Here is a 21,621-nt window from a genome sequence, read left to right on the forward strand (position 1 = left end):
CGAGGCCCGCTTTGGCAGTCCGCTCCTTCGATGACGAAGGTCGTTGACAGCCCGATTTCGCCACTCCTAATCTGCATGCAGCGCTGAATACAACGACACACACAAAAAAGCTTTTTTGCCTCCTGCCTATAACAATCGTCCAAATGGAGTAGCAGCTATGGCTCGGCGTCTATCGCGTTCGCAATCCCTTCGTGCAGTCCTGGGTAGTCTGGCAATCGCCGGCGCCCTGCTCTGGCAGCCAGCCGCTCAGGCCGAGCAGGCCGGTGTGTGGCAGCAGGTCCAGAAAGCCGGCGTCTTGAAATGCGGGGCCGCAGTCGCCGCGCCCTATGTGATGCGCGATGCCGCCTCGGCGAAATACAGCGGCTACTTCGTCGATCTGTGCCGCGACTTCGGCGAGCGGGTGCTCAAGGTCAAGGTGGAGTTCGTCGACACCAACTGGGACAACCTGGTCGCCGGCCTGCAGGGCGGCAAGTGGGATCTGGCCATGGCACTCAACCAGACCCCCGAGCGGGCCCTGGCCGTGGCCTTCAGCACGGCCGCCACCGACTATCAGATCTCGCTGTTGCTGAACAAGGACAACCCCAAGCTGGCCCAGGCCGGCGAGACCTTGGCGGACTACGACAAACCCGGCGTGACCTTCGCAGTGATGTCCGGTACGGCCGCGGACAAGGCGATCTCCGCCGTCATCAAGCAAGGGACCGTGATGCGTCTGCCCGGTATGGACGAGACACGTCTGGCGGTGATGTCGCGCCGCGCCGACGTGCTGGTCGACGCCAGCGACACCAATCACCTCTTCGCCATCGCCAACCCCACCTGGGCCAAAGAAGTAATGCCCAAGCCGGCGCTGGCCAAGCAGGGCGTGGCCTTCGGCGTGCGCCGCGACATTTCCTGGGCCGACATGCAGGTGCTGAACATCTATCTCACCCAGCGTCGCGAGACGGGTGAGATCGCCGCCCTCGTGGACAAGGCCTCCGAGCAGGTCAACGCCCAGAAAGCCCCGTAATCCGCCGCTGAGACAAAGGACTCGTCCTGACGAGTCCTTACCGGAGTTCGCCCCTATGAAAGCCGTTTCCATCATGCCGACGCCCCTTGCCACCACCGCACCGGAGGCCCGCCCGGGTCCCGATGGCTTCGTCCAGTTCCAGCACGTGTGCAAGAGCTATGGCCCGGATCTCAAGGTCATGGACGACTTCTGCCTGGACATGCGTGCCGACGACCGCCTGGTGATCATCGGCCCGAGTGGCAGCGGCAAGAGTTCGCTGCTGCGCGTGATGATGGGGCTGGAAAGCATCCAGGACGGCCGCATCCACTTCCAGGGCCAGCCCTATATAGAAGGTCGCAACGGACGCAGTCAGGTGCTGGATCGAGAACTGCACCGGCAGATCGGCATGGTCTTCCAGCACTACACCCTGTTTCCCCACCTGTCGGTGCTGGGCAATCTGGTCCTGGCGCCCATGAAGGTGCGCGGGCTGTCCCGCGCGGAAGCCACCGAAAAGGCCCGGCTGTACCTCGCCCGCCTGGGCCTGGAAAGCAAGCTGCACGCCTACCCCAGCCAGCTCTCGGGTGGCCAGAAGCAGCGGGTCGCCATCGCCCGCGCGCTGATGCTCGAACCGGCGCTGATGCTCTTCGACGAGGTCACCTCCGCCCTCGACCCGGAAATGGTGATCGAGGTGCAGAACGTGATGCTGCAGCTGGCCGAGCAGCGCATGGCGATGATCATCGTCACCCACGACATGCACTTCGCCAAGCACATCGCGACCCGCGTGGTGTTCTGCGCCAACGGCCGGCCGGTCGAGGAAGGCCCGCCCGAGGAACTGTTCCGCCGTCCACGCGAGCCCCGTACCCGGGAATTCCTGGAAAAGGTCCTGCACCTGGATTGAGGACGGCGCCATGAACTACCAATTCGACTTCCATTTCCTCAACGGCACCCTGGGCCCGCTCTGGCAGGGCCTCAAGGTGACCCTGCAACTCGCCCTGGCCGCCAATCTCATGGGCCTGGTGCTGGGTTTCCTGCTGTGCCTGCTGACCCTGAATCGCTGGCGCCTGGTACGGCTGCCCGCCCAGCTGTTCATCGAGTTCTTCCGCTGCACCCCGGTACTGCTGCAGATCGTCTGGTTCTTTTATTGCGTGCCCATGCTGTTCAACGTCTTCGTCGACCCCATCACCATGGGCGTGCTGGCGCTGGGCTTGAACCTCACCGCCTTCAATGCCGAGGCCTACCGCGCCGGCGTACAGGCCGTGCCGCGTGAGCATCTGGATGCCAGCGTCGCTCTCGGCCTGGGACCACTGAACCGTACCCTCTATGTGGTGCTGCCGCAGGCGCTGCGCAGCGCCCTGCCGGTACTGATGACCAATGGCATAGGCATCCTCCAGCAGAGCGCCCTAGTCGCCATCGTGGCCGTGGCCGACCTGATGTACATCGGCAAGTCCATCGCCACCGAAGCCTATCGCCCGCTGGAAACCTACTCGCTGATCGCCCTGATCTACTTCGCCCTGTCCCTGCCGATCGCCCAGCTGGTGCGGTTCGTCGAACGCCGCCAAGACGCGGCCCTGGAGCGCTGAGATGGATATGCACCTCGACTTCTCCGTCGTCCTCGGCTACTGGCAGGTGCTGCTCAAGGGCCTGGGGCTGACCTTGACCATCACCCTCGGCTGCGCCCTGGTGGGCAGCCTGCTGGGCTTCGGGCTGAGCCTGGTCCAGCTGGCACCCAGTCGCCTGCTGCGGGCGCCGGTCCGGCTCTATGTGGAGTTCTTTCGCGGCACGCCATTACTGATCCAGCTGTTCTGGGTGTTCTTCTGCTTTCCCGTGGTGTTCGGCCTGTCGATCTCGCCCTATGTGTCGGTGGTGATCTCCCTGACCCTGTTCATGGCAGCCATCACCAGCGAGACCTTTCGCGGCGCCCTCAAGTCCATCGCCGGCGAACAGCACGATGCCTGCGTGGCTCTCGGCCTGACGCCCGGGGTGAAGGTGCTCTATGTGATCTTTCCCCAGGCGCTGCTGCGCGCCATACCGCCGCTGCTCTCGAACGTCATCAGCCTGTTCAAGGAAAGCGCCCTGATCTCATCGGTCGGGGTGGCGGACCTGATGTTCGTCGGCCAGAACCTTTCCAACAGCACGGCGCGACCGGTCGAGTTCTTCTCGGCGGTCGCCGTCATCTACTTCTGCATCGCCTTTCCCCTGACCCGTCTGGTCGGCCTCGTCGAGGCTCGGCTGCTGAGACGCTTCGCCTACTGAACCCCCATCCCGAAGAGGTAACTCCATGAACATGCACGGCATCCTTCCCGCTCTCGTCACCCCGTTCGACAAGGCCGGCAAGGTCGATTGCGCGACGCTCGCCTCCATCGTCGACTACCAGCTCAAGGCTGGAGTGTCCGGCTTCGTGGCCCTGGGCTCCACCGGCGAGTACTACGCCCTCGACAACGCCGAACGTCGCCTGGTCCTGCAGACGGTCAAGGAGGTAGCCGAAGGCAAGGGCACCCTGATCGCCAACTGCAACGGTGCCAGCACCCGTGAGGTGATCGAGCAGATTCGCCAGGCCATCGAATGCGGCTTCAGCAACATCCTGCTGGCCCCACCCTTCTATGCCCTGCCGACCCAGGAAGAGCTGATCAACCATTATCAGGTCGTGCTGGATACCTTCGCCGACATCAACGTCATCCTCTACAACTACCCCATCCGCACCAACGTCGAAGTCGGCACCTCGGTGCTGGAAGCCTTTCGCGATCACCCGCGCGTCATCGGCATCAAGGAAAGCTCGGGCAATCTGTTGCGCGCCATCGAGATCGGCGAGACCTTCAAGGGCGCCTACCAGTTGTCCTGCGGCTCGGATGACCAGGCACTGGACTTCTTCCTGTGGGGCGCCACCAGCTGGATCTGCGGGCCGGCCAATTGTTTCCCGGATCAGATCGTCGCCTTCCACAAGGCCTTCACGGCCGGCGATATCCCAGGTGCCCAGGCGGTCATGCGTTCGCTGTTCCCCGTGATGGCGAGCATGGAGCAGGGCAAGTTCATCCAGAAGGTGAAGTACGGGTGCGAGCTGGCCGGGTTCAACTCGGGTAACGCCCGCCTGCCGCTGTTGCCGCTGAGCGACGCCGAGAAGGCCGACTTCCGCGCCGTCTTCGAAGCCTCGCAACGCTGATGGGATAGCCCACCCCGGCGCCAAGGGGGGTGGGTGGAGGATTTCCATGAACCCCAGCTTCGGCGGCTTCACAGGCCAGGCGCCGGAAAGGCCGGAGCCATACCACGCGGGTACCGTGGAGGCGCCTTTGCCCGCCCGGCGGGATGGGTCGCCATCCGGTCCGCATGACAGGTCGTCATCCAGCGAGAGAGCACTATGAACCAGGAGTCAGGCGTTCCCCGGACCGCGATAGTGGTCGGGGGCGGTATCGTCGGGGTGTGCTGCGCCCTCTGGCTGCAACGGGATGGGCTGGCGGTGACGCTGGTCGACCCTGCCGCACCAGGCGACAGCACGGCCAAGTGGAGCTGTGGCCAGATGGCCGTCAGCGAGGTGGTGCCCCTGTCCAAGCCGGGCATCCTGAAGAAGCTGCCCGGCTGGTTGCTGGACCAGCGGGGTCCGCTGGCGCTACGGCACAGCGCCCTGCCTGGCATCCTGCCGTGGTTCCTGAGATTCCTGGCCTGCGCCCGCCCAACGCGCATCCAGGAAATCGCCGCGGAACTGGCGACCCTGACCCGCGACGTCTACCGCGACTACGGGGTACTGCTGGAGGCCTGTCCCGACCGAAGCCTGCTCGGCGAGCGGCCCATCCTCGAAGTGTTCGACACGCCCCAGGGACTGGCCCAGGAGCGTCACCACTTCGAGTTACGCGAGCGCCTGGGTTTCCAGGTGGAAGAACTGGATGCCGCCGCCATCGCCGATCTGGAGCCAGCCTTCGCCGGTCGGTTCAAGCACGGCCTGCTGTTTCCCGATTGGCGAGCGGTCAGCGATACCGAAGGCTTCATCGCCGCCCTTACCGACAGCTTCGAACAGGCGGGCGGCCGCCGGATTCGCGAGCGGGTGACGCGGATCGACGAATACCAGGGACAGGCCACCGGGGTGACGCTGGCCGACGGGCGCCGCCTGCCGGCCGAGCGGGTGGTCATCGCCGCGGGCAATGGCTCGCGGGCCTTCTTTGGCCAGCTCGGACTTTCGATACCCCTGGCAGGAATCGCCGGCTACCAGGTGGTGCTGCCAGAGCCCGAGGTCGAGATCCGCCACTCCACCATCTATGCCGATGGCGGCTTCTGCTTCGCGCCCATGACCCGCGGCCTGCAGATCGGCGGCACCATCGAATTCGCCGGCGAGGGCGCCAAACCCAACTTCGCCCGGGCCGACATCATTCTGGAAAAGGCCCGGCGCGTGCTGCCGCAGCTGCGGACCACGGATCTCGAATATGGCGTGGGCTATCGGCCCTTCCTGCCCGATACCAAGCCGATCATCGACCGCAGCCAGCGCCTGACCAATGTATTGCTCGCCTTCGGTCACGGCCAGCTCGGCCTGACCCTGGGCGCTACCACGGGACGGCTGATCGCCGATCTCGCCGGGGGACGCACGAGCACCCTCGATCTCCATCCTTTCCGCGCTTCGCGCTTCTGACAGGACTTCGCTGATGGTTCGCTACGACCACCTGTACATCGATGGCCACTGGGTTCGCCCGTTGCGCGGCGGCACCTTCGAGACCCTCGATCCGGCCCTTGAGACTCCCCTTGCCCAGGTCGCCGCGGCGACCGCCGAGGATATCGACCTGGCTGTCCACGCGGCCCGTCGCGCCTTCGACGAAGGCCCCTGGCCGCGGCAGAGTGGCGCCGAACGGGCGACCGTGCTGCGCCGCATCGCCGCGATGATCCGCGAGCGCCAGCAGTCACTCGCCGAGCTGGAGGTGCGCGACAATGGCAAGCCACTCCCCGAAGCCCTGTGGGACATCGGTGACGCCGCCGGCTGCTTCGATTTCTACGCCGACCAGGCCGAACGCCTGGACCGGGACCGCGAGCGAACCATCGCCTTGAGCGATGCGCGCTTCAGCGCCGTCGCCCGGCAAGAGCCCATCGGGGTGGCCGGCGCCATCATCCCCTGGAATTTCCCACTGCTGATGGCGGCCTGGAAAGTCGCTCCAGCCCTGGCCGCCGGCTGCACCCTGGTGCTCAAGCCGTCGGAGCTGACTCCGCTGACCGCCCTGGAACTGGCCGGCATCTGCGACCAGGCCGGATTGCCACCCGGGGTCCTCAACGTGGTCACCGGCCTGGGCGCGGACGCGGGCGCCCCGTTGGCCGAGCATCCGGCCGTCGACAAGCTGGCCTTCACCGGCAGCGTGCCCACCGGCAGCCGGATCATGCAGGCTGCCGCGCGCGACATCAAAAACATCAGCCTGGAGCTGGGTGGCAAGTCGCCCTTCGTCATCTTCGCCGACGCCGAGCTCGACGCCGCCGTCGAATGGATCCTGTTCGGCATCTTCTGGAATCAGGGCGAAGTCTGCTCGGCCACCTCGCGTGTGCTGGTGCAGCGCGACCTCTATGAACCGCTGCTGGAACGCCTGGCGCAAGAGGCCCAGCGCATCACCGTGGGGCAGGGTCTGGAGGCGGGCGTGCTGCTCGGTCCGCTGGTGAGTCGCGGTCAGCACGAAAAGGTGCTCGCCGCCATCGCCCGCGGCCGCGAAGAAGGCGCTCGCCTGGTCACCGGCGGCGAGCGCCCGGCGCACCTGACCACCGGGTACTACGTGCAACCCACGGTCTTCGCCGACGTCGCCGAGGACAGCTGGATCTGGCGCGAGGAGATCTTCGGTCCGGTGGTCTGCGTGCGGCCCTTCGACGATGAAGCCGAGGCGGTACACAGCGCCAACGACTCCCGCTTCGGTCTTGCCGCCGCCGTGATGTCGCGCGACCTGGCCCGCTGCGAGCGGGTAGCCCGGGCCCTGCGCGCCGGTATCGTCTGGATCAACTGCTCGCAGCCAACCTTTACCGAGGCCCCCTGGGGCGGCTACAAACAGAGCGGCATCGGCCGCGAACTGGGGGAATGGGGCTTGCAGAACTACCTGGAAACCAAGCAGATCACCCGCTACGACAGCGACCAGCCCTGGGGCTGGTACATCAAGTAGGACAGCTACCATGCGCTGGAAGAAAACGTTGCAGCTGGCCGACGTCCACTGCGAAGGCGAGATCGGCAAGGTCATCACCGGAGGCGTGTTGGACGTGCCCGGCCGGACCATGCTCGACAAGATGAATTACCTCAACGAGGTGGACGACAGCCTGAGGCGCCTGGTGACCCTGGAACCGCGCGGCTGCCTGCAGATGTCGGTCAATCTGCTGCTGCCGCCGACCCGCCCGGAAGCCCAGGCGGGGTTCATCGTGCTGCAGGCGGACAAGGCCCACCCGATGTCGGGCAGCAATTGCATCTGCGTGGTCACCGCGCTGCTGGAACTGGGCATCCTGGCGATGCAGGAGCCACTGACCACGATCACGCTGGATACCCCGGCCGGGCTGGTGGTGGCCCAGGCCGAGTGTCGCGATGGCCGCTGCCTGAATGTCTCCCTGGACATGGTACCGGCCTTCGTCGAGGCCCTGGATCTGCAGGTGCCTACCGCTCAACATGGCACCCTGACAGTGGACGTCGCCTTTGGCGGCGTCTATTACGCATTGATCGATGTCGACCAGGTGGGGCTGACCATCGCGCCGGAGCATGCCCGAGCCCTGGCCGAACTGGGCGTGGCGCTCAAAAGCGAGATTGGGCGGCAGGTCCGCGTCCAGCATCCGCTGCTGCCCAGCGTCAACGAGATCGCCTACGTGATGTTCCGCCACCGGCTGGACGCTCGCACCTACCAGACCTGCACCACCCTGCCACCCGGACGGGTGGATCGCTCGCCCTGTGGCACCGGCAGCTCCGCGAATCTGGCCACCCTCGCGGCGCGCGGACTGGTCAAGGTAGGCGATCAGCTCACCTCACGCTCGACCATTGGGGGCGAATTCACCCTTGGTCTGCGCGGACTGACCGAGGTGGCCGGCCGGCCCGCGGTCCTGCCGCGGGTCACGGGGCGCGCCTGGCTGTATGGCCTGCAACAGCTGGGTATAGATCCCGATGACCCTCTTGCCGCCGGTTTCATGCTCAGTGACACCTGGGGCGCGGGCTTCGGCTAGCGCAGCAGGTGCGATGCTAGACTGGCCCTCCCCCACCTTTGAGCGTGAAGACCTTCTCGATGGCCCCCAAAGACGCCGATCCCGCCGTTGCCGCCCGCCGTCACGGTGGCCGCTATATCTATGAGGAACTGCGCCGGCAGATCCTCACCCTGCAGCTCAAGCCGGGCATGCCGCTGGACGAGACCTCGCTAGCGACCCAGTTCGGGCTGTCACGCTCACCGGTACGCGACGCCCTGGCACGGCTGGCCAGCGAAGGACTGGTCACCATCCTGCCCAACCGCACCCTGCTGGTGACGCCTTTCGAGATCGAGGAATTTCCCAACTACGTGTCCGCGCTGGACCTGCTGCAGCGCGCCGTCACGCGTCTGGCCGCCATTCGCCGTACGCCGGGCGAGCTGGAAGCGATCAAGCAGGCCGACGTACGTTACCTGGACGCGGTAGCCAGCGGTGACTTCCAGGCCATGTCCGAACTGAACAAGGCCTTCCACCTGGAGATCGCCCGTGCCGGCAAGAACGCCTACCTCACCGCCAGCTACGATCGCCTGCTGGGCGAGGGGCAGCGGCTACTGCACCTGCACTTCGACTACATCATGAACAGCGCAGGTTCCACCCGGCTCGGTCGCGACCATGACCGCATCGTCGCCGCCATCGAACGCCAGGATGGCGACGAGGCCGAAGCGGCAGCCCACGAGCACACCATGTTGTTTCGCCAACGCTTCGTCAGCTTCCTAGAGCAGAATCTCCTGCGCAACATGGCGGTCGGCTAGCAACGATGCGCTGGGGTCCGAACCTTGCCAGGCAGGTCAGGCGGTTCATGACGGGCTCATGAAAAGCCCCATTTTAGAGCGGTTCGAGCATGCAGATTTCATCATCCGAAATATTCTGCAAAAAGAAATTCTGATTAGCGATCAATAATTTATTTGAAATACTTTAAGCTGGCCGCCCGCCGCTGTAGTCCCGTGGCGCCGAGGCTTGCTCGCCTCACCTCTCTTCCCGGCCTGTAGTTTTGCCGGGCGCGGTAGCCTGTCCGCCGTCTCTACCGCGTGCCCAATCTGTCCGCTTCTCAGACCCGTGCCCCTCTCCGAGGCTGAGCGCGTGGTTTGCCTATTCCTCAAGGAAACCCTCCAATGCTGATTCAGCTCAACTGGATCCGCGGCCTGGCGGCCGTTCTCATCGTTTTTCACCACATGACCGTGGGCAGCTACCAGACCACCGAACATCAGCAGATCGCCCTGAACCTGCTGTCGCTGGAAACCACCTGCATCTTCGTCGCCCTCTCCGGCTTCTTCTTTCGCTACAACCTGGGCAAGTACAGCTATCAGGTCTATCTGGGCAAGAAGCTGCAGAACGTCATCCTGCCCTATCTGCTGATCTCCATCCCCGCCGTGCTGCTCTACGTCTCCGGACTCAAGCAGGACCACGAGTGGATCGACATGAATGCCTTCCACGACTGGCCGCCCTTCGCCCAGACCGCCCTGCTACTGGCTACCGGCGCCCATCTGGGGCCACTGTGGTTCATTCCGGCCCTGACGCTGATTTTCCTGCTCGCGCCCGCGCTTGAATGGATCGTCAACCGTGGTCTCTTGCCCGCGGCGACCATGGTTGGCCTGGTCTATTTCCTCATTTCCGAACGCCCGGCCAATGACGCCGATCCGCTGCTGGCGGCACTGCACTTCCTGCCGATCTATCTGTGCGGCATGCTGGCCTGCGAACAACGCGAGCGCCTGCAACGGCCCCAGGCGCGCTACTGGCTGCTGGCGGCCCTGCTGCTGTTGAGCGGCGCCGCGGTGTTGAACAGCGCCTTCTATGGCCTGCAGAAACTGGCGCTGTGCTTCCTGCTCTTCGCCGTTTTCAGCCAGCAGATCCGGGTCCCGGGTCGAACCGAGAGCCGGATGGCCAAGGGCATGGCCCTGCTTGGTGCCTACAGCTTCGCCATCTACTTCCTGCATGGCTATCTCGCGGGTGCCTATCGCATGCTCGGACGGCTGCTGGGTGAGCAGAACTTCGCCCAATACCTGGGCACGCGCCTGTGCCTGACGCTGATCACCCTGCTTTGCTGTATCGCGGCGGTCTGGGTGGTCAAGTATCTCACCCGGGAGCGCAGTCGCGCCCTGATCGGCGCCTGAGGCCGGTCGCTGGCGCCCGTTAACGAGGCGCCTTATGCTGTCCCGCATTTGCGGTGGCAGTCATGAAGACGACGCGCAAGGCCCTGCTCGCCCAGGTCGGCGATTTCGAGATCCGCCTGTTGCGGCTGTTCAAGACGGTGGTGGAATGCGGCAGTTTCACTGCCGCCGAAGGCCGGCTGGGCATCACCCGCTCGGCCATCAGCCTGCACATGAACGATCTGGAAAAGCGCCTGGGCATGCGCCTCTGTCAGCGCGGTCGCGCCGGTTTCTCGCTGACCGACGAAGGCCGCGAGGTGCTCAAGGCCAGCCAGTCGCTGTTCGCCGCCCTGGAAGGCTTTCGCAGCGAGGTCAACCAGCTGCACCAGCACCTGCGTGGCGAGCTGAACCTCGGCATCATCAACAACCTGGTCACCCAGCCGCGCATGCGCATCACCCATGCCCTGGCCGCCCTCAAGCGCGCTGCGCCCGACGTGATGGTCAACATCGGCATGACCCTGCCCAGCGAGATCGAGACCGGCGTGCTCGATGGCCATCTCCACCTGGGCGTGCTGCCGCTGATCAATGCCCTGGCCGGCCTGGAGTACCTGCCGCTCTACGAAGAGCGCGCCCTGCTCTACTGCAGCCGCAGCCATCCGCTGTTCGAGATGGCCGACGCGGCGCTGGACGAGGGCATCCTGGCGACCCAGGACGCGGTTGGCCCCAATCATCTACTCAATCAGGAAGGGCATGAGCGCCATGCCGCCCTGAATTGCACGGCGCGCGCCTCGGATCGCGAAGGCGTGGCCTTTCTCATCCTCACCGGTTGCTATATCGGCTATCTGCCCGATCACGTCGCCCAGCCCTGGGTGACTCAGGGTCAATTGCGCGCCCTCGACCCCGACCGCTTCCACTTCGACACCACCCTGGCCGCCGTCACCCGCAAGGGACGGCGGCCCAACCTGGTGTTGGAGCGCTTTCTCGAAGCCCTGGCGGAAACCGTCTAGTTGGCGCTGCGGGTCGGACGGACGACGATCTCGTTGACGTCGACGTCGTCCGGCTGCTCGATGGCATAACGCACAGCTCGGCCAATGGCCGCGGGTTGCAGGGCGATGGCGCGATAGTCCTCCATCATCGCCCGTGCCGCGGGATCGGTGATGGTGGACGCCAGCTCGCTTTCCACCACGCCCGGATGGATGCAGGTGACCCGCAGATCCTCACGTTCCTGCCGCAGTCCTTCGGAGATCGCCCGTACCGCATGCTTGGTAGCACAGTAGACCGCTGCCGTGGGCACCACCGACAGGGCACCGATGGAGCCCAGGTTGATCACGTGGCCGGCCCCGCGGGTGGTGAATTCCGGCAGCACTGCGGCGATGCCGTTGAGCACGCCCTTGATGTTGACGTCGACCATCTGCATCCATTCTTCGGTCTTGAGGGACGCCATGGGCGACAGCGGCATGATCCCGGCATTGTTGACGATGACGTCCACCCGCCCCCAGCGCTCCCGGGCGGCCTGCACGAAGGCAACCATGTCGGCGCCATCGGTGACGTCCAGCCGGCGGCAGGCGACCTCCCCGCCAGCCGCGTTGAGCTCGGCCGCCAGCGCCTCCAGCCTGTCGATACGGCGGGCGCCGAGCAGCAGCTTGCAGCCGGCAGCACCCAATTCGCGAGCGATGCCCGCCCCTATGCCACTGGAAGCGCCGGTGATGAGTACGACCTTGTCGATAGCCATGAATGAGTCCTCGTGGATGACTTCAGGGTGTTCACTGGTATAGCCACGCCCCGCTCACTCTCGGATTACGGAAGCGGGGCGTCCAGGCTTGCCAACACCTTAGCGACCGCGCATTGTCGTGATAAGCCGCCGCCCCTTGACTGCCTTGGTTAGCCGGACTTACCAATGGAAACGGACCTGAATCTCCTCAAGGTTTTTATCGCCGTGGCAACGGCGGACAACTTTCGCGTGGCGGCAGACCGCCTGGGCGTCAGTCGCTCCGCAGTAAGCCAGGCCATCCGCCGTCTGGAAGACGAACTGGGCAGCTCCCTGGTGCAACGCACCACTCGCAGCGTGCGCCTGACCGAAGCCGGCGAACGCCTGCAGCGCCAGATCGCGGGGCCTCTGGCGGGTCTGCTCGGCGCCCTGGAAGACGCCAGCCACGCGGGGCCACCGCGCGGATTGTTGCGGGTTGCGGTTACGTCCATCGCCGAACGCTTTCTCGACGGCCCCCTACTGGCCGACTTCGTCGCGGCCTATCCCGAGGTGACGCTGGATATCACGGTCACCGACGAGGAATTCGATATCGTCGCCCGTGGCTTCGATGCCGGCGTGCGCCTGGGCGAGGTGATCGAACAGGACATGATTGCCATCCCGGTAACCGGCGCGCAGCGTGAGGTGGCGGTGGCGACACCGGCCTATTTCGCCCGCCACGGCCGCCCTCGGCATCCGCGTGAGCTGTCGGACCACCGCTGCATCGGCTGGCGCCCGGCGCCGGAGGTGGCGCCCTGGCGCTGGGAGTTCAGCGAGAACGGTAGAGCCTTCGACGTGGCCGTTTCGCCCCGGATCACCACTAATGACATGCTGCTGATGGTGCGCACGGCCCTTGCCAGTGGCGGCATCACCTTCGGCATGGAGGACACCTTCCGGCCCTATCTGGACCGTGGCGAACTGGAGCAGGTGCTGGAGGATTACCTACCGCCCTTCGCTGGCTTCTATCTCTACTACCCGAGTCGCCACAACCTGGCGCCAAAGTTGCGGGCGCTGGTGGAGCATGTGCGGGGGTATCGGGAGGAGCACGAGGGGTAGCGAGGTATCGGCGGCCCTTACCCCGTCTCTCTCCCGGTGGGAGAGGGGGCACCCGCCTGATCCCGTGTAGGGTGGAAAACGGCGCAGCCTTTTCCACTTGGCACGAAGGCAGGCCCTGTTGGGCTTCGGCGATGGAACCGCCTCAATCCAACCTACAGGACGCGTAGGCTGGATTGAGCGCAGCGAAGCCCAACGTCACTCGCCAGCGATCAGCTTCCCAGGATCCACCGATCGATGGCCTGGGCCAGGCCGTCTTCCTGGTTGCTGGCGGTGACCTGATCGGCCTCCTCCCGCACCGCAGCCGCGGCCTGACCCATGGCGATGGCCAGGCCCGCCTGGCGGAACATGGGCACATCGTTGCTGCCATCACCGATGGCCGCTGTCCGCGCCACGGGTACGCCCGCGGCCTGGGCCAGCTCGATGAGGGCATCGCCCTTGTTGGCCTTGGGGTGGGTGATGTCCAGGTAGTAAAGCTGGGAACGCAGCACCGTGGCGCCCTCCCCCAGCCGCTCGCCCAGTTCACCCTCCAGGGCTTCGAGGCCCGCATGGTCGCTACCAGCGGCAACGATCTTGTCGACCCGATCCAAGTAGGGTTCGAAGGAGTCCACCACGGTCGGCCCATATCCCAGCGCCCGGGTCTCACGCGGGACGTAGGCGCCCTGCCCGTCACGCGTCAGCCAGAGGTCATCGGCGAACAGCCAGACCTCGAAGGCTTCACGGTCCAGGCGCTCCAGTACCTGGCGGGTCACGGCTTCGGCCAGGCGATGGGCACGGATCAGGGTGCCGTCCGCCTCCACCAGATTGCCACCGTTGAAGCCGGCCACCGCCTGGTGGATTCCCAACTGCCGTACCAGCGGCAGCAGTGCTCGCGGCGGACGACTGCTGACCAGGGTAATGGCCTTGCCAGCCGCCTGCAGCCGCTTGACGGCAGCCATCACCGCCTCGCTCAGGCTCTTGTCGTCACGCACCAGGGTGCCGTCGATATCCGACACCAGCAGATCAATGGGGATCAGGTCAGCGGATGCCATGAGCGGCCGTCCTTCTTCAGGAGTTCATCTGCACCGGCGGGGCCGGCACTGCCTGCGGCATAGCTTTCCACTTCGCCGCCCTGCTTCCAGGCGTCGAGGAAAGGTTGCACGGCGCGCCAGCCGTTCTCGATGTTGTCGGCGCGCTGGAACAGCGTCTGGTCACCGATCAGGGAATCGTAGATCAGGGTTTCGTAGCCGGTGGACGGCTGCATCTCGAAGAAATCGGTATAGGCGAAGCCCATGCGGATGTTTTCCAGCTCCACCAGAGGGCCCGGGCGCTTGGCGTGGAAATCGAACCACATGCCTTCGTCGGGCTGGATCTGGATGATCAGGTAATTGGGCCGCATCCGGTCGATCTTGGTATCGCGGAACTGCGCATAGGGCGCGTGCTTGAAGCAGATGGCGATCTCGGTGTCGCGCGCGGTCAGGCGCTTGCCGGTGCGCAGGTAGAAGGGCACACCCGCCCAGCGCCAGTTGTCGACGAACAGCTTGAGCGCCACATAGGTCTCGGTCTGGCTGTCCGGGTCGACGCGCTCTTCTTCGCGATAGCCCCGCACCGGCTTGTCGTTCATCGTCCCGGCGGCGTACTGGCCACGTACCGAATTGGCCAGGGCCTCTTCGGTGGTCTGGGGGCGGATGGCACCGACCACCTTGGCCTTTTCATCGCGCACCGAGGTGGCGTTGAAGGACGCCGGCGGCTCCATGGCGACCATGGCCAGCAGCTGGAACAGGTGGTTGGGCACCATGTCCCTCAGGGTGCCGGTCTTCTCGTAGAAGTCACCACGCGACTCCACGCCCACGGTTTCCGCCGCGGTGATCTGCACGTGATCGATGTAGTGGTTGTTCCAGAACGACTCGAACAACGCGTTGGAAAAGCGGCTGACCAGGATGTTCTGTACCGTCTCCTTGCCCAGGTAGTGGTCGATCCGATAGATCTGCTCCTCTTCCATGTTTGCCAGCAGGCGCTGGTTCAGCGCCTGGGCACTGGCCAGGTCGGCGCCGAAGGGCTTCTCCACCACCAGCCGGCGATAGGCGTCCCCGCTCTCCTTCAACAGTCCCGCCTTGCCCAGGCGCTCGGCCACGTCACCAAAGAAGCGCGCGGCAGTGGCCAGGTAGAAGACGGCATTGTCGGTATCGGCCTGGGCAATGCGCTCGCCCACCGCTGCATAGGTGGAGTCCTCGAGGAAGTCGCCCTGCAGATAGCGGATGCGGCTGCGCAGCCGGCCCCAGAGGTCAGGGTCCAGCGCCTCGTCACGGGACTTGCCCTTGGCCTCGGCCTGATCGCGGATAAAGGCTTCCAGGCGGTCAGCGAAGCCCTCGTCGGTATTGGGATTGTGGTCGACGCCGATGATCTGGGTACGGTCGTCGAGCAACCCGTCGCGCAGGAGGTTGTACAGCGAGGGAATCAGCAAGCGCTTGACCAGGTCACCATTGGCGCCGAAAAGGAACAGCGTGGCTGGCGGTGCAGTGGGGGCTTTGGTGCAGGAGCGCCGTTCCTGGGAAGCGGTGCTGGGGGAGACGGCAGGAGAATCGGTCATGACAGGGCCTTATCCACGAGGGCGGCTGGTGCCGTCCCCCGGGACGCGGCCCGTGGCCGCTCCACAGGGGAACGGCCAGGGTTTTACTGCGGGATTTCGACGTGGCCGCCGAAGCCGAAGCGCATGGCCGACAAGAGCTTGTCGGCGTAGGTGGCCTGCTGGCGGGAACGGAAGCGCGCATAGAGGGCAGCGGACAGGACGTTGACCGGTACCGCTTCCTCGATGGCGGCCTCGATGGTCCAGCGACCTTCGCCGCTGTCAGCTACCGAGCCGGAGAACTTCTCCAGTTCGACGTCGCCGGCCAGGGCCTGGGCGGTCAGGTCCAGCAGCCAGGAGGACACCACACTGCCACGACGCCAGACTTCGGCGATGTCGGCCAGGTCCAGGTCGAAGCGCTCGTCTTCCGGCAGCTTGTCGCTGTTCTTCATCTTGAGGATGTCGAAGCCCTCGGCGTAGGCCTGCATCAGGCCGTATTCGATGCCGTTGTGTACCATCTTGACGAAGTGACCCGAACCCGCCGGACCGGTGAAGATGAAGCCACGCTCGGCACGTTCGTCCGGGGCGTTGCGACCACGGGTGCGCTCGATGCTGCCGTAGCCAGGGGCCAGGGCTTCGAAGATGGGCTCCAGGCGCTCGACGGCTTCGGACTTGCCGCCGATCATCATGCAGTAGCCGCGCTCCAGGCCCCAGACACCACCGGAGGTACCGACGTCGACATAGTCGATGCCCTTCTCGGCCAGGCTCTTGGCGCGACGGATGTCGTCCTTGTAGTAGGTGTTGCCGCCATCGATGATGACGTCACCGGGAGCCAGGCGGTCGGCCAGCTCGGCGATGGTCTGCTCGGTCGGCTCGCCGGCAGGCAGCATGACCCAGATGGCACGGGGCTGCGCCAGGGCAGCGATGACGCCATCGAGACCGTCGGTGGCGATGGCGCCTTCCTTGCCGAGGTCGGCCACGGTATCGGCACTGCGGTCGTAGACCGCGACTTCATGTCCATGCTTCATCAAGCGCCGTGCGATGTTGCCGCCCATGCGGCCCAGTCCGATGATTCCCAATTGCATGCTGATGACTCCTTGAGGTCAGGCGACCGCCGCCTCGACCAGTTCGACTATTTGTTGCAGGCCGGCGTCGATGTCGCCGCCCTTGATATGCACGCGCAGGTAGCGCCGTCCCCGTTCGGCCAGTACCTCGAGGTCGCCCTTGGCCTGGGCGGCCTCGACGACGCCAAAGCTCAGACCCCGCCCTGGAATTTCCAGGTCGTTCTGGGCATCGGCGGTAATCTGGATGAACACACCCGAGTTGGGACCACCCTTGTAGGCCTGCCCCGTGGAGTGCAAAAAGCGGGGGCCGAAGCCGCCGACGGTCGCTACGCGCTTGCTGTCGCGAATGCTATCACGCATGGCGCCCAAGGCCTCCTCGTGCACGGCATTGCGCTCGAGATAGGCCAGCACGGCCAAGTAGTCGCCGGGCTGCAGGCGTGCCAGGTGCGCCTTGATGGCCGCCCGGGCGGTGTCCTGCCCTTGCAGATCGGCGTCGCCGAACAGGGCCAACGCACCTTCCTCCAGCAGCGGCTCGTCACCGGCTAGGCGACCGTCGCGTTCATAGCCATCGGTGAGGGCGCGGGTCTTGATCTTGCTGGCCTCCACGTCGGGCTGATCGAACGGGTTGATGCCGATGACCGCACCGGCCACCTCGGTGGCCACTTCCCAGCGGAAGAACTCCTGGCCGATCAGCTCAGGGCGAGCGAGCCGGATATCCACCACCGGATGCCCTGCCGCGGCCAGCGCCTGCAGGCGGCTATCGCGCTCGGCATCCTCCTCATCGTCTAGCACCAGACTGACGAATACCCGATCCGTGCCATAGACATCCGGTGCGCCAAGCGGCTCCAGGTCGACCGGGATGATGCCCTTGCCCTGCTTGCCGGTACTTTCGGCGAGCAGTTGTTCCAGCCAGGCGCCCAGGCTGGCCACTCCTGGCGAGGCGATCAGGGTGACCTTGTCACGGCCGGCGCGCACTGCCTCGCCCAGCACCACGCCGAGGCGGATGCCCGGGTTGATGGCAGGAGGCGCACTGGGACTGCAGGCCAGTACCATGGGTTGGGTCACCTGGAAGAAGTCGGCCACCGAATGGCCGAGCAGCGCCAGGGGCACCATGCCGAACACCGATAGCACCGAATAGCGCCCGCCGATATGGGGGTCGCCCTGGAAGATGGCGCGGTAGCCTTCCGCCGTGGCGCTGGCCTCGAGTTTGGAGCCGGGGTCGGTAATGGCGACGAAGCGGCGTTGCACCTCGTCCGCGCCCAGCGTCCGCTCGACAGCCTGGTGAAAATAGGCGCGCAGGATTTCCGGTTCCAGGGTCGAGCCGGACTTGCTGGAGACTAGGAACAGCGTCTTGTGCAAATCCAGTTGCTCTTCCAGGGCAGCTATCTGCGCCGGATCGGTGGAATCGAGCACCTTGAGGTCGAGTCCGCCGGTGGCGGTACCCAGGGTATTGGCCAGCACTTCCGGGCCCAGACTCGAACCGCCCATGCCCAGCAGTACCACGGTATCCAGGCCTTCCTCGCGTACGGCGTCGGCCAGGGCGCTGAGCGCGACCGGATCGGCCTGGCGACCCTGGGCAGCGGCCAGCCAACCCACCCACTGGTCCTCGTCGCGACCGGTCCAGAGCGAGGCATCGCCCTGCCACAGCCGGCGCGACCAGCCTTCACGTCGCGCCTCGTCGAGGCGGGCCTCGACGGCTTCATGCAGATCGTGCGGCAGACGATAGTCCGCGGCATTCAGGCGCTCGCCGAGAAAATCGAGGCGCTTCTGCCCTACCGCGCCCAACAGGGCATCGGCGGCGTCCTCGAATTGCCGGGCGCCGTCCTTGACCAGCCGCTTGGCCACGCCATCGAGATCCAGCCCGAATCGGGCAGTCGCATCCACCACGCGCTGTGCGGCTTCGATGTCGGTGCTCAGCATCGGAGCTGCCGTGCCATGATCACGGAAGGCATCCATGGTCTTGGGTGGCATGGTGTTGACGGTATCCGGACCGATCAGCTGATCCACATAGAGGGTATCGGGATAGGCCGGATCCTTGGATCCGGTGGAAGCCCACAATAGGCGTTGCGGATGGGCACCCTTGGCTTCCAGCACCTTCCAGCGTGGCGACTGGATCAGGCGCAGGTAGTCCTGATAGGCGAGCTTTGCATTGGCGATGGCGATCTTGCCACGCAGTTCGGCCAGCTCGCCGTCACTGCCCTTGCGCTCGTCGATCAGCTTGTCCAGCACACCATCGACCCGACTGATGAAGAAGCTGGCGACGCTGGCGAGACGACTGATGTCCTTGCCCTGGTGCAGCCGCGCTTCCAGACCCGCGATATAGGCTTCCGCCACTGCCATGTAGGCGTTGCGATCGAACAGCAGGGTCACGTTGACGTTGATCCCCTCCTCGATCAACTTGCGGATGGCCACCGCCCCCTCGGGCGTACCAGGCACCTTGACCATGAGATTGGGCCGATCCACTGCCTGCCAGAGGCGCCGGCCCTCCTCCAGGGTGGCGCGGGTATCCAGCGCCAGATAGGGCGAGACTTCCAGGCTCACATAGCCATCACGCCCTTCGAGGCGGTCATAGACCGGTCGCAGGATGTCGGCCGCCTGCTGGATGTCCTCGATGGCCAGATGCTCGTAGACGTCCACCGGCTCGGCATCCGCCTGTTCCAGAAAAGCCTCGAGGCTGCCATCGTAGTCACTGCCATGCCCCATGGCTTTCTCGAAGATCGAGGGATTGGAGGTAACGCCGGTAAGGCCGTCACGCTCGATCAGCTTCTGTAGCTCACCCTTGCCAAGAAATTCACGGCTGACGAAATCGAGCCAGACCGCCTGGCCCTGCTCCGTCAGCTGTTTGAGTGGATTGCTCATGCGGCGCTCCCTTTACGTTGCGCCTGTTCCTTGGCCAGCTTGACCACGTTTTCCACGGTGTAGCCATATTTCGCCTGCAGCTTGCCGATGGGCGCGGAGGCACCAAAGGTGCTCATGGTGACCGAGGCACCCTTGCGACCAATGTAGCGCTCCCAGCCCAGGGGACCGGCCTGCTCGATGGCAACACGGCCCAGGACCTCGTCGGGTAGCACCGATTGCTTGTAGGACTCGTCCTGTTCCTCGAACAGCTCCCAGCAAGGCATGGACACGACCCGTGCCTTCACGCCCTCGCCCTTGAGCTGCTCGTAGGCCTGCATCGCCAGACCCAGCTCGCTACCAGTGGCCATGAGGATTACCTGGGGCGTGCCGCCCTCGGCATCGGCTACCACATAGGCGCCCTGGGCCACGCCTTCGGCGCTGGCGTATTTGCTGCGGTCCAGGGTCGGCAGTGGCTGGCGCGACAGCACCATGCAGGAAGGTCTATTGGTCTGCTGCAGGGCGATCTTCCAGGCCTGCACCGCTTCATTGGCATCCCCGGGACGCATGGTCAACAAACCCGGGGTGGCACGGAGTTGCGCCAAGTGCTCGATCGGCTGGTGGGTCGGGCCATCTTCGCCGACGCCGATGGAATCGTGGGTGAAGACGAACACCACCGGCAGCTCCATGATGGAAGCCAGGCGGATCGGCGGCTTCATGTAGTCGCTGAACACCAGGAAGGTAGCGGTGAAGCTGCGCAGGTAGCAGAGCGCCATGCCATTGGCGATGGAGCCCATGGCATGCTCGCGGATACCGAAGTGCATGTTGCGCCCGGACGGCTCACGGGCGGAGAAGCTGCCAGCGCCATCGAACTTGAGATTGGTCTTGGTGGACGGCGCCAAGTCCGCTGCCCCGCCAACCAGCCAGGGAATGTTCTGGGCAAAGGCATTGAGCGCCTTGCCACCGGACTCGCGGGAGGCCACGCCCTTGGCATCGGGCTCGAAGCTGGGCAGCTTGGCGTCCCAGCCTTCCGGCATTTCACCGGCGCGCATGCGCTGGAGTTCATCGGCCCGGGTCGGATCGTCCTGGCGCAGGCGATCGAAGGCACGGTTCCAGTCTTCGTAGAGACCGCTGGCACGCTCCAGCAGGGCGTCGCGCAGGTGGTGACGGGCGTCGTCGGGTACCAGGAAGTCGGCGTCCTCCGGCCAGCCATAGGCCTTCTTCGCCAGCTTGATCTCGTCCGCGCCCAGGGGCTCGCCATGGGCAGCTGCGGTGTTCTGCTTGTTCGGCGCGCCGTAGCCGATGAGGCTGTCGACCACGATCAGGGTCGGCTTGCCAGTATTGCCCTTGAAGCGATGCAGGGCGGCGGCCAGGGCCTCGGCGTCGTTGGCGTCCTTGACGTGCAGCGTATGCCAGCCATAACCACGGAAACGCTCAGCCACGTCTTCGCTGAAGGCCAGCTCGGTGTGGCCTTCGATGCTGATGGTGTTGTTGTCGTAGATCCAGCAAAGGTTGTCCAGGCCCAGGTGGCCGGCCATGGACGCCGCCTCGCCGGTGACGCCTTCCATCATGTCGCCGTCGCCACAGAGCACATAGACGTCATAGTCGAACAGGGTCACGCCTGGCTGGTTGAACCGCGCGGCCAGCCACTTCTGTGCCAGCGCCATGCCAACGCTGTTGCCGCAGCCCTGACCCAGGGGACCGGTAGTGGTCTCGATTCCGGTGGTCATGCGGTATTCGGGGTGACCTGGCGTCTTGGAGTCCAGCTGGCGGAATTGCTTGATGTCATCAAGGCTGACCGCTTCCTTGCCGGTGGCGGTGCCGTGCTCGTCGATTTCCTTCACGCCTGCCAGATGCAGCAGCGAATAGAGCAGCATGGAGGCATGGCCAACCGATAGCACGAAGCGGTCACGGTTGGGCCAGTCAGGATGCTCGGGGTGATAGCGGAGGAAGCGGCTCCACAGCGTATGGCCGACCGGAGCCAGGGCCATCGGGGTACCGGGGTGGCCGGAGTTGGCCTTCTGTACCGCGTCCATGGACAGGGTACGGATGGTGTCGATGGTCAGTTGGTCGGCGTTGGGGCTGGAAGGTGCGGTGGAACCCATGGCAAGCGTCCTCGTGCTGGCAGGCACGCCACCCGCGGCGAAAACGGT

The 21,621-nt window shown here is 65.2% G+C and carries 18 protein-coding genes; 12 read left to right on the forward strand and 6 right to left on the reverse strand.

The window, feature by feature from the left end; all coding sequences use genetic code 11:
- Positions 1-157: 157 nt before the first annotated feature.
- The 11 genes from APT59_RS14920 (at position 158) to APT59_RS14970 (ending at position 11,234) form a co-directional block, all read left to right on the forward strand.
- Entirely contained in the window at positions 158-1,003 is an 846-nt protein-coding gene (locus tag APT59_RS14920; RefSeq protein ID WP_017642045.1) for a transporter substrate-binding domain-containing protein, read from the forward strand.
- 55 nt (positions 1,004-1,058) lie between these two features.
- Positions 1,059-1,880, forward strand: coding sequence for an amino acid ABC transporter ATP-binding protein (locus APT59_RS14925; RefSeq protein WP_156428965.1), 822 nt, complete (start codon positions 1,059-1,061; stop codon positions 1,878-1,880).
- Between the two features lie 10 nt (positions 1,881-1,890).
- Entirely contained in the window at positions 1,891-2,562 is a 672-nt protein-coding gene (locus APT59_RS14930; RefSeq protein WP_017642043.1) for an amino acid ABC transporter permease, read from the forward strand.
- A 7-nt stretch (positions 2,563-2,569) separates the two neighbouring features.
- Positions 2,570-3,235, forward strand: coding sequence for an amino acid ABC transporter permease (locus APT59_RS14935; protein ID WP_059316916.1), 666 nt, complete (start codon positions 2,570-2,572; stop codon positions 3,233-3,235).
- Positions 3,236-3,260: 25 nt separating this feature from the next.
- The gene (locus APT59_RS14940; protein ID WP_059315582.1) at positions 3,261-4,139 is read left to right on the forward strand and encodes a dihydrodipicolinate synthase family protein; all 879 of its coding nucleotides are present in this window, start codon (positions 3,261-3,263) and stop codon (positions 4,137-4,139) included.
- A gap of 195 nt (positions 4,140-4,334) precedes the next feature.
- Positions 4,335-5,594, forward strand: a complete 1,260-nt coding sequence (locus tag APT59_RS14945; RefSeq protein ID WP_059315583.1) for an NAD(P)/FAD-dependent oxidoreductase — start codon at positions 4,335-4,337, stop codon at positions 5,592-5,594.
- Positions 5,595-5,607: 13 nt separating this feature from the next.
- A complete protein-coding gene (locus APT59_RS14950) occupies positions 5,608-7,089 on the forward strand; it encodes an aldehyde dehydrogenase family protein (RefSeq protein ID WP_059315584.1) in 1,482 nt (493 codons plus the stop codon).
- A 10-nt stretch (positions 7,090-7,099) separates the two neighbouring features.
- Positions 7,100-8,125, forward strand: coding sequence for a proline racemase family protein (locus APT59_RS14955; protein ID WP_059315585.1), 1,026 nt, complete (start codon positions 7,100-7,102; stop codon positions 8,123-8,125).
- Between the two features lie 59 nt (positions 8,126-8,184).
- On the forward strand, positions 8,185-8,892 hold the full coding sequence (locus tag APT59_RS14960; RefSeq protein ID WP_059315586.1) for a GntR family transcriptional regulator: 708 nt from the start codon (positions 8,185-8,187) through the stop codon (positions 8,890-8,892).
- Between the two features lie 360 nt (positions 8,893-9,252).
- A complete protein-coding gene (locus APT59_RS14965; RefSeq protein WP_059315587.1) occupies positions 9,253-10,251 on the forward strand; it encodes an acyltransferase family protein in 999 nt (332 codons plus the stop codon).
- 62 nt (positions 10,252-10,313) lie between these two features.
- Positions 10,314-11,234 (forward strand): LysR family transcriptional regulator, encoded by a 921-nt coding sequence (locus tag APT59_RS14970; RefSeq protein ID WP_059315588.1) that lies wholly within the window; start codon positions 10,314-10,316, stop codon positions 11,232-11,234.
- Here APT59_RS14970 and APT59_RS14975 read toward each other — a convergent pair.
- Positions 11,231-11,959, reverse strand: coding sequence for an SDR family oxidoreductase (locus APT59_RS14975; protein WP_059315589.1), 729 nt, complete (start codon positions 11,957-11,959; stop codon positions 11,231-11,233). The genes APT59_RS14970 and APT59_RS14975 overlap by 4 nt on opposite strands.
- A 165-nt stretch (positions 11,960-12,124) precedes the next feature.
- Here APT59_RS14975 and APT59_RS14980 point away from each other — a divergent pair, with 165 nt between their 5' ends.
- Positions 12,125-13,027 (forward strand): LysR family transcriptional regulator, encoded by a 903-nt coding sequence (locus tag APT59_RS14980; RefSeq protein WP_059315590.1) that lies wholly within the window; start codon positions 12,125-12,127, stop codon positions 13,025-13,027.
- 209 nt (positions 13,028-13,236) lie between these two features.
- Here the strand turns inward: APT59_RS14980 and APT59_RS14985 are convergent, their stop codons facing one another.
- The 5 genes from APT59_RS14985 to tkt form a co-directional block, all read right to left on the reverse strand.
- Positions 13,237-14,055 (reverse strand): Cof-type HAD-IIB family hydrolase, encoded by an 819-nt coding sequence (locus APT59_RS14985; RefSeq protein ID WP_059315591.1) that lies wholly within the window; start codon positions 14,053-14,055, stop codon positions 13,237-13,239.
- Entirely contained in the window at positions 14,037-15,593 is a 1,557-nt protein-coding gene (zwf, locus tag APT59_RS14990; protein ID WP_059315592.1) for a glucose-6-phosphate dehydrogenase, read from the reverse strand. Before zwf ends, APT59_RS14985 begins: the two co-directional genes overlap by 19 nt.
- Before the next feature lie 83 nt (positions 15,594-15,676).
- Entirely contained in the window at positions 15,677-16,654 is a 978-nt protein-coding gene (gnd, locus tag APT59_RS14995; RefSeq protein ID WP_059315593.1) for a phosphogluconate dehydrogenase (NAD(+)-dependent, decarboxylating), read from the reverse strand.
- Between the two features lie 18 nt (positions 16,655-16,672).
- Positions 16,673-19,492, reverse strand: a complete 2,820-nt coding sequence (locus tag APT59_RS15000) for a bifunctional transaldolase/phosoglucose isomerase (protein ID WP_059315594.1) — start codon at positions 19,490-19,492, stop codon at positions 16,673-16,675.
- Complete coding sequence (tkt, locus tag APT59_RS15005; RefSeq protein WP_059315595.1) at positions 19,489-21,573, reverse strand: transketolase; 2,085 nt, start codon at positions 21,571-21,573, stop codon at positions 19,489-19,491. The genes APT59_RS15000 and tkt overlap by 4 nt, the downstream gene beginning before the upstream one ends.
- Positions 21,574-21,621: the final 48 nt, after the last annotated feature.

This window comes from Pseudomonas oryzihabitans (assembly GCF_001518815.1).
In the GTDB taxonomy this organism is placed as follows: Bacteria; Pseudomonadota; Gammaproteobacteria; order Pseudomonadales; family Pseudomonadaceae; genus Chryseomonas; species Chryseomonas oryzihabitans_E.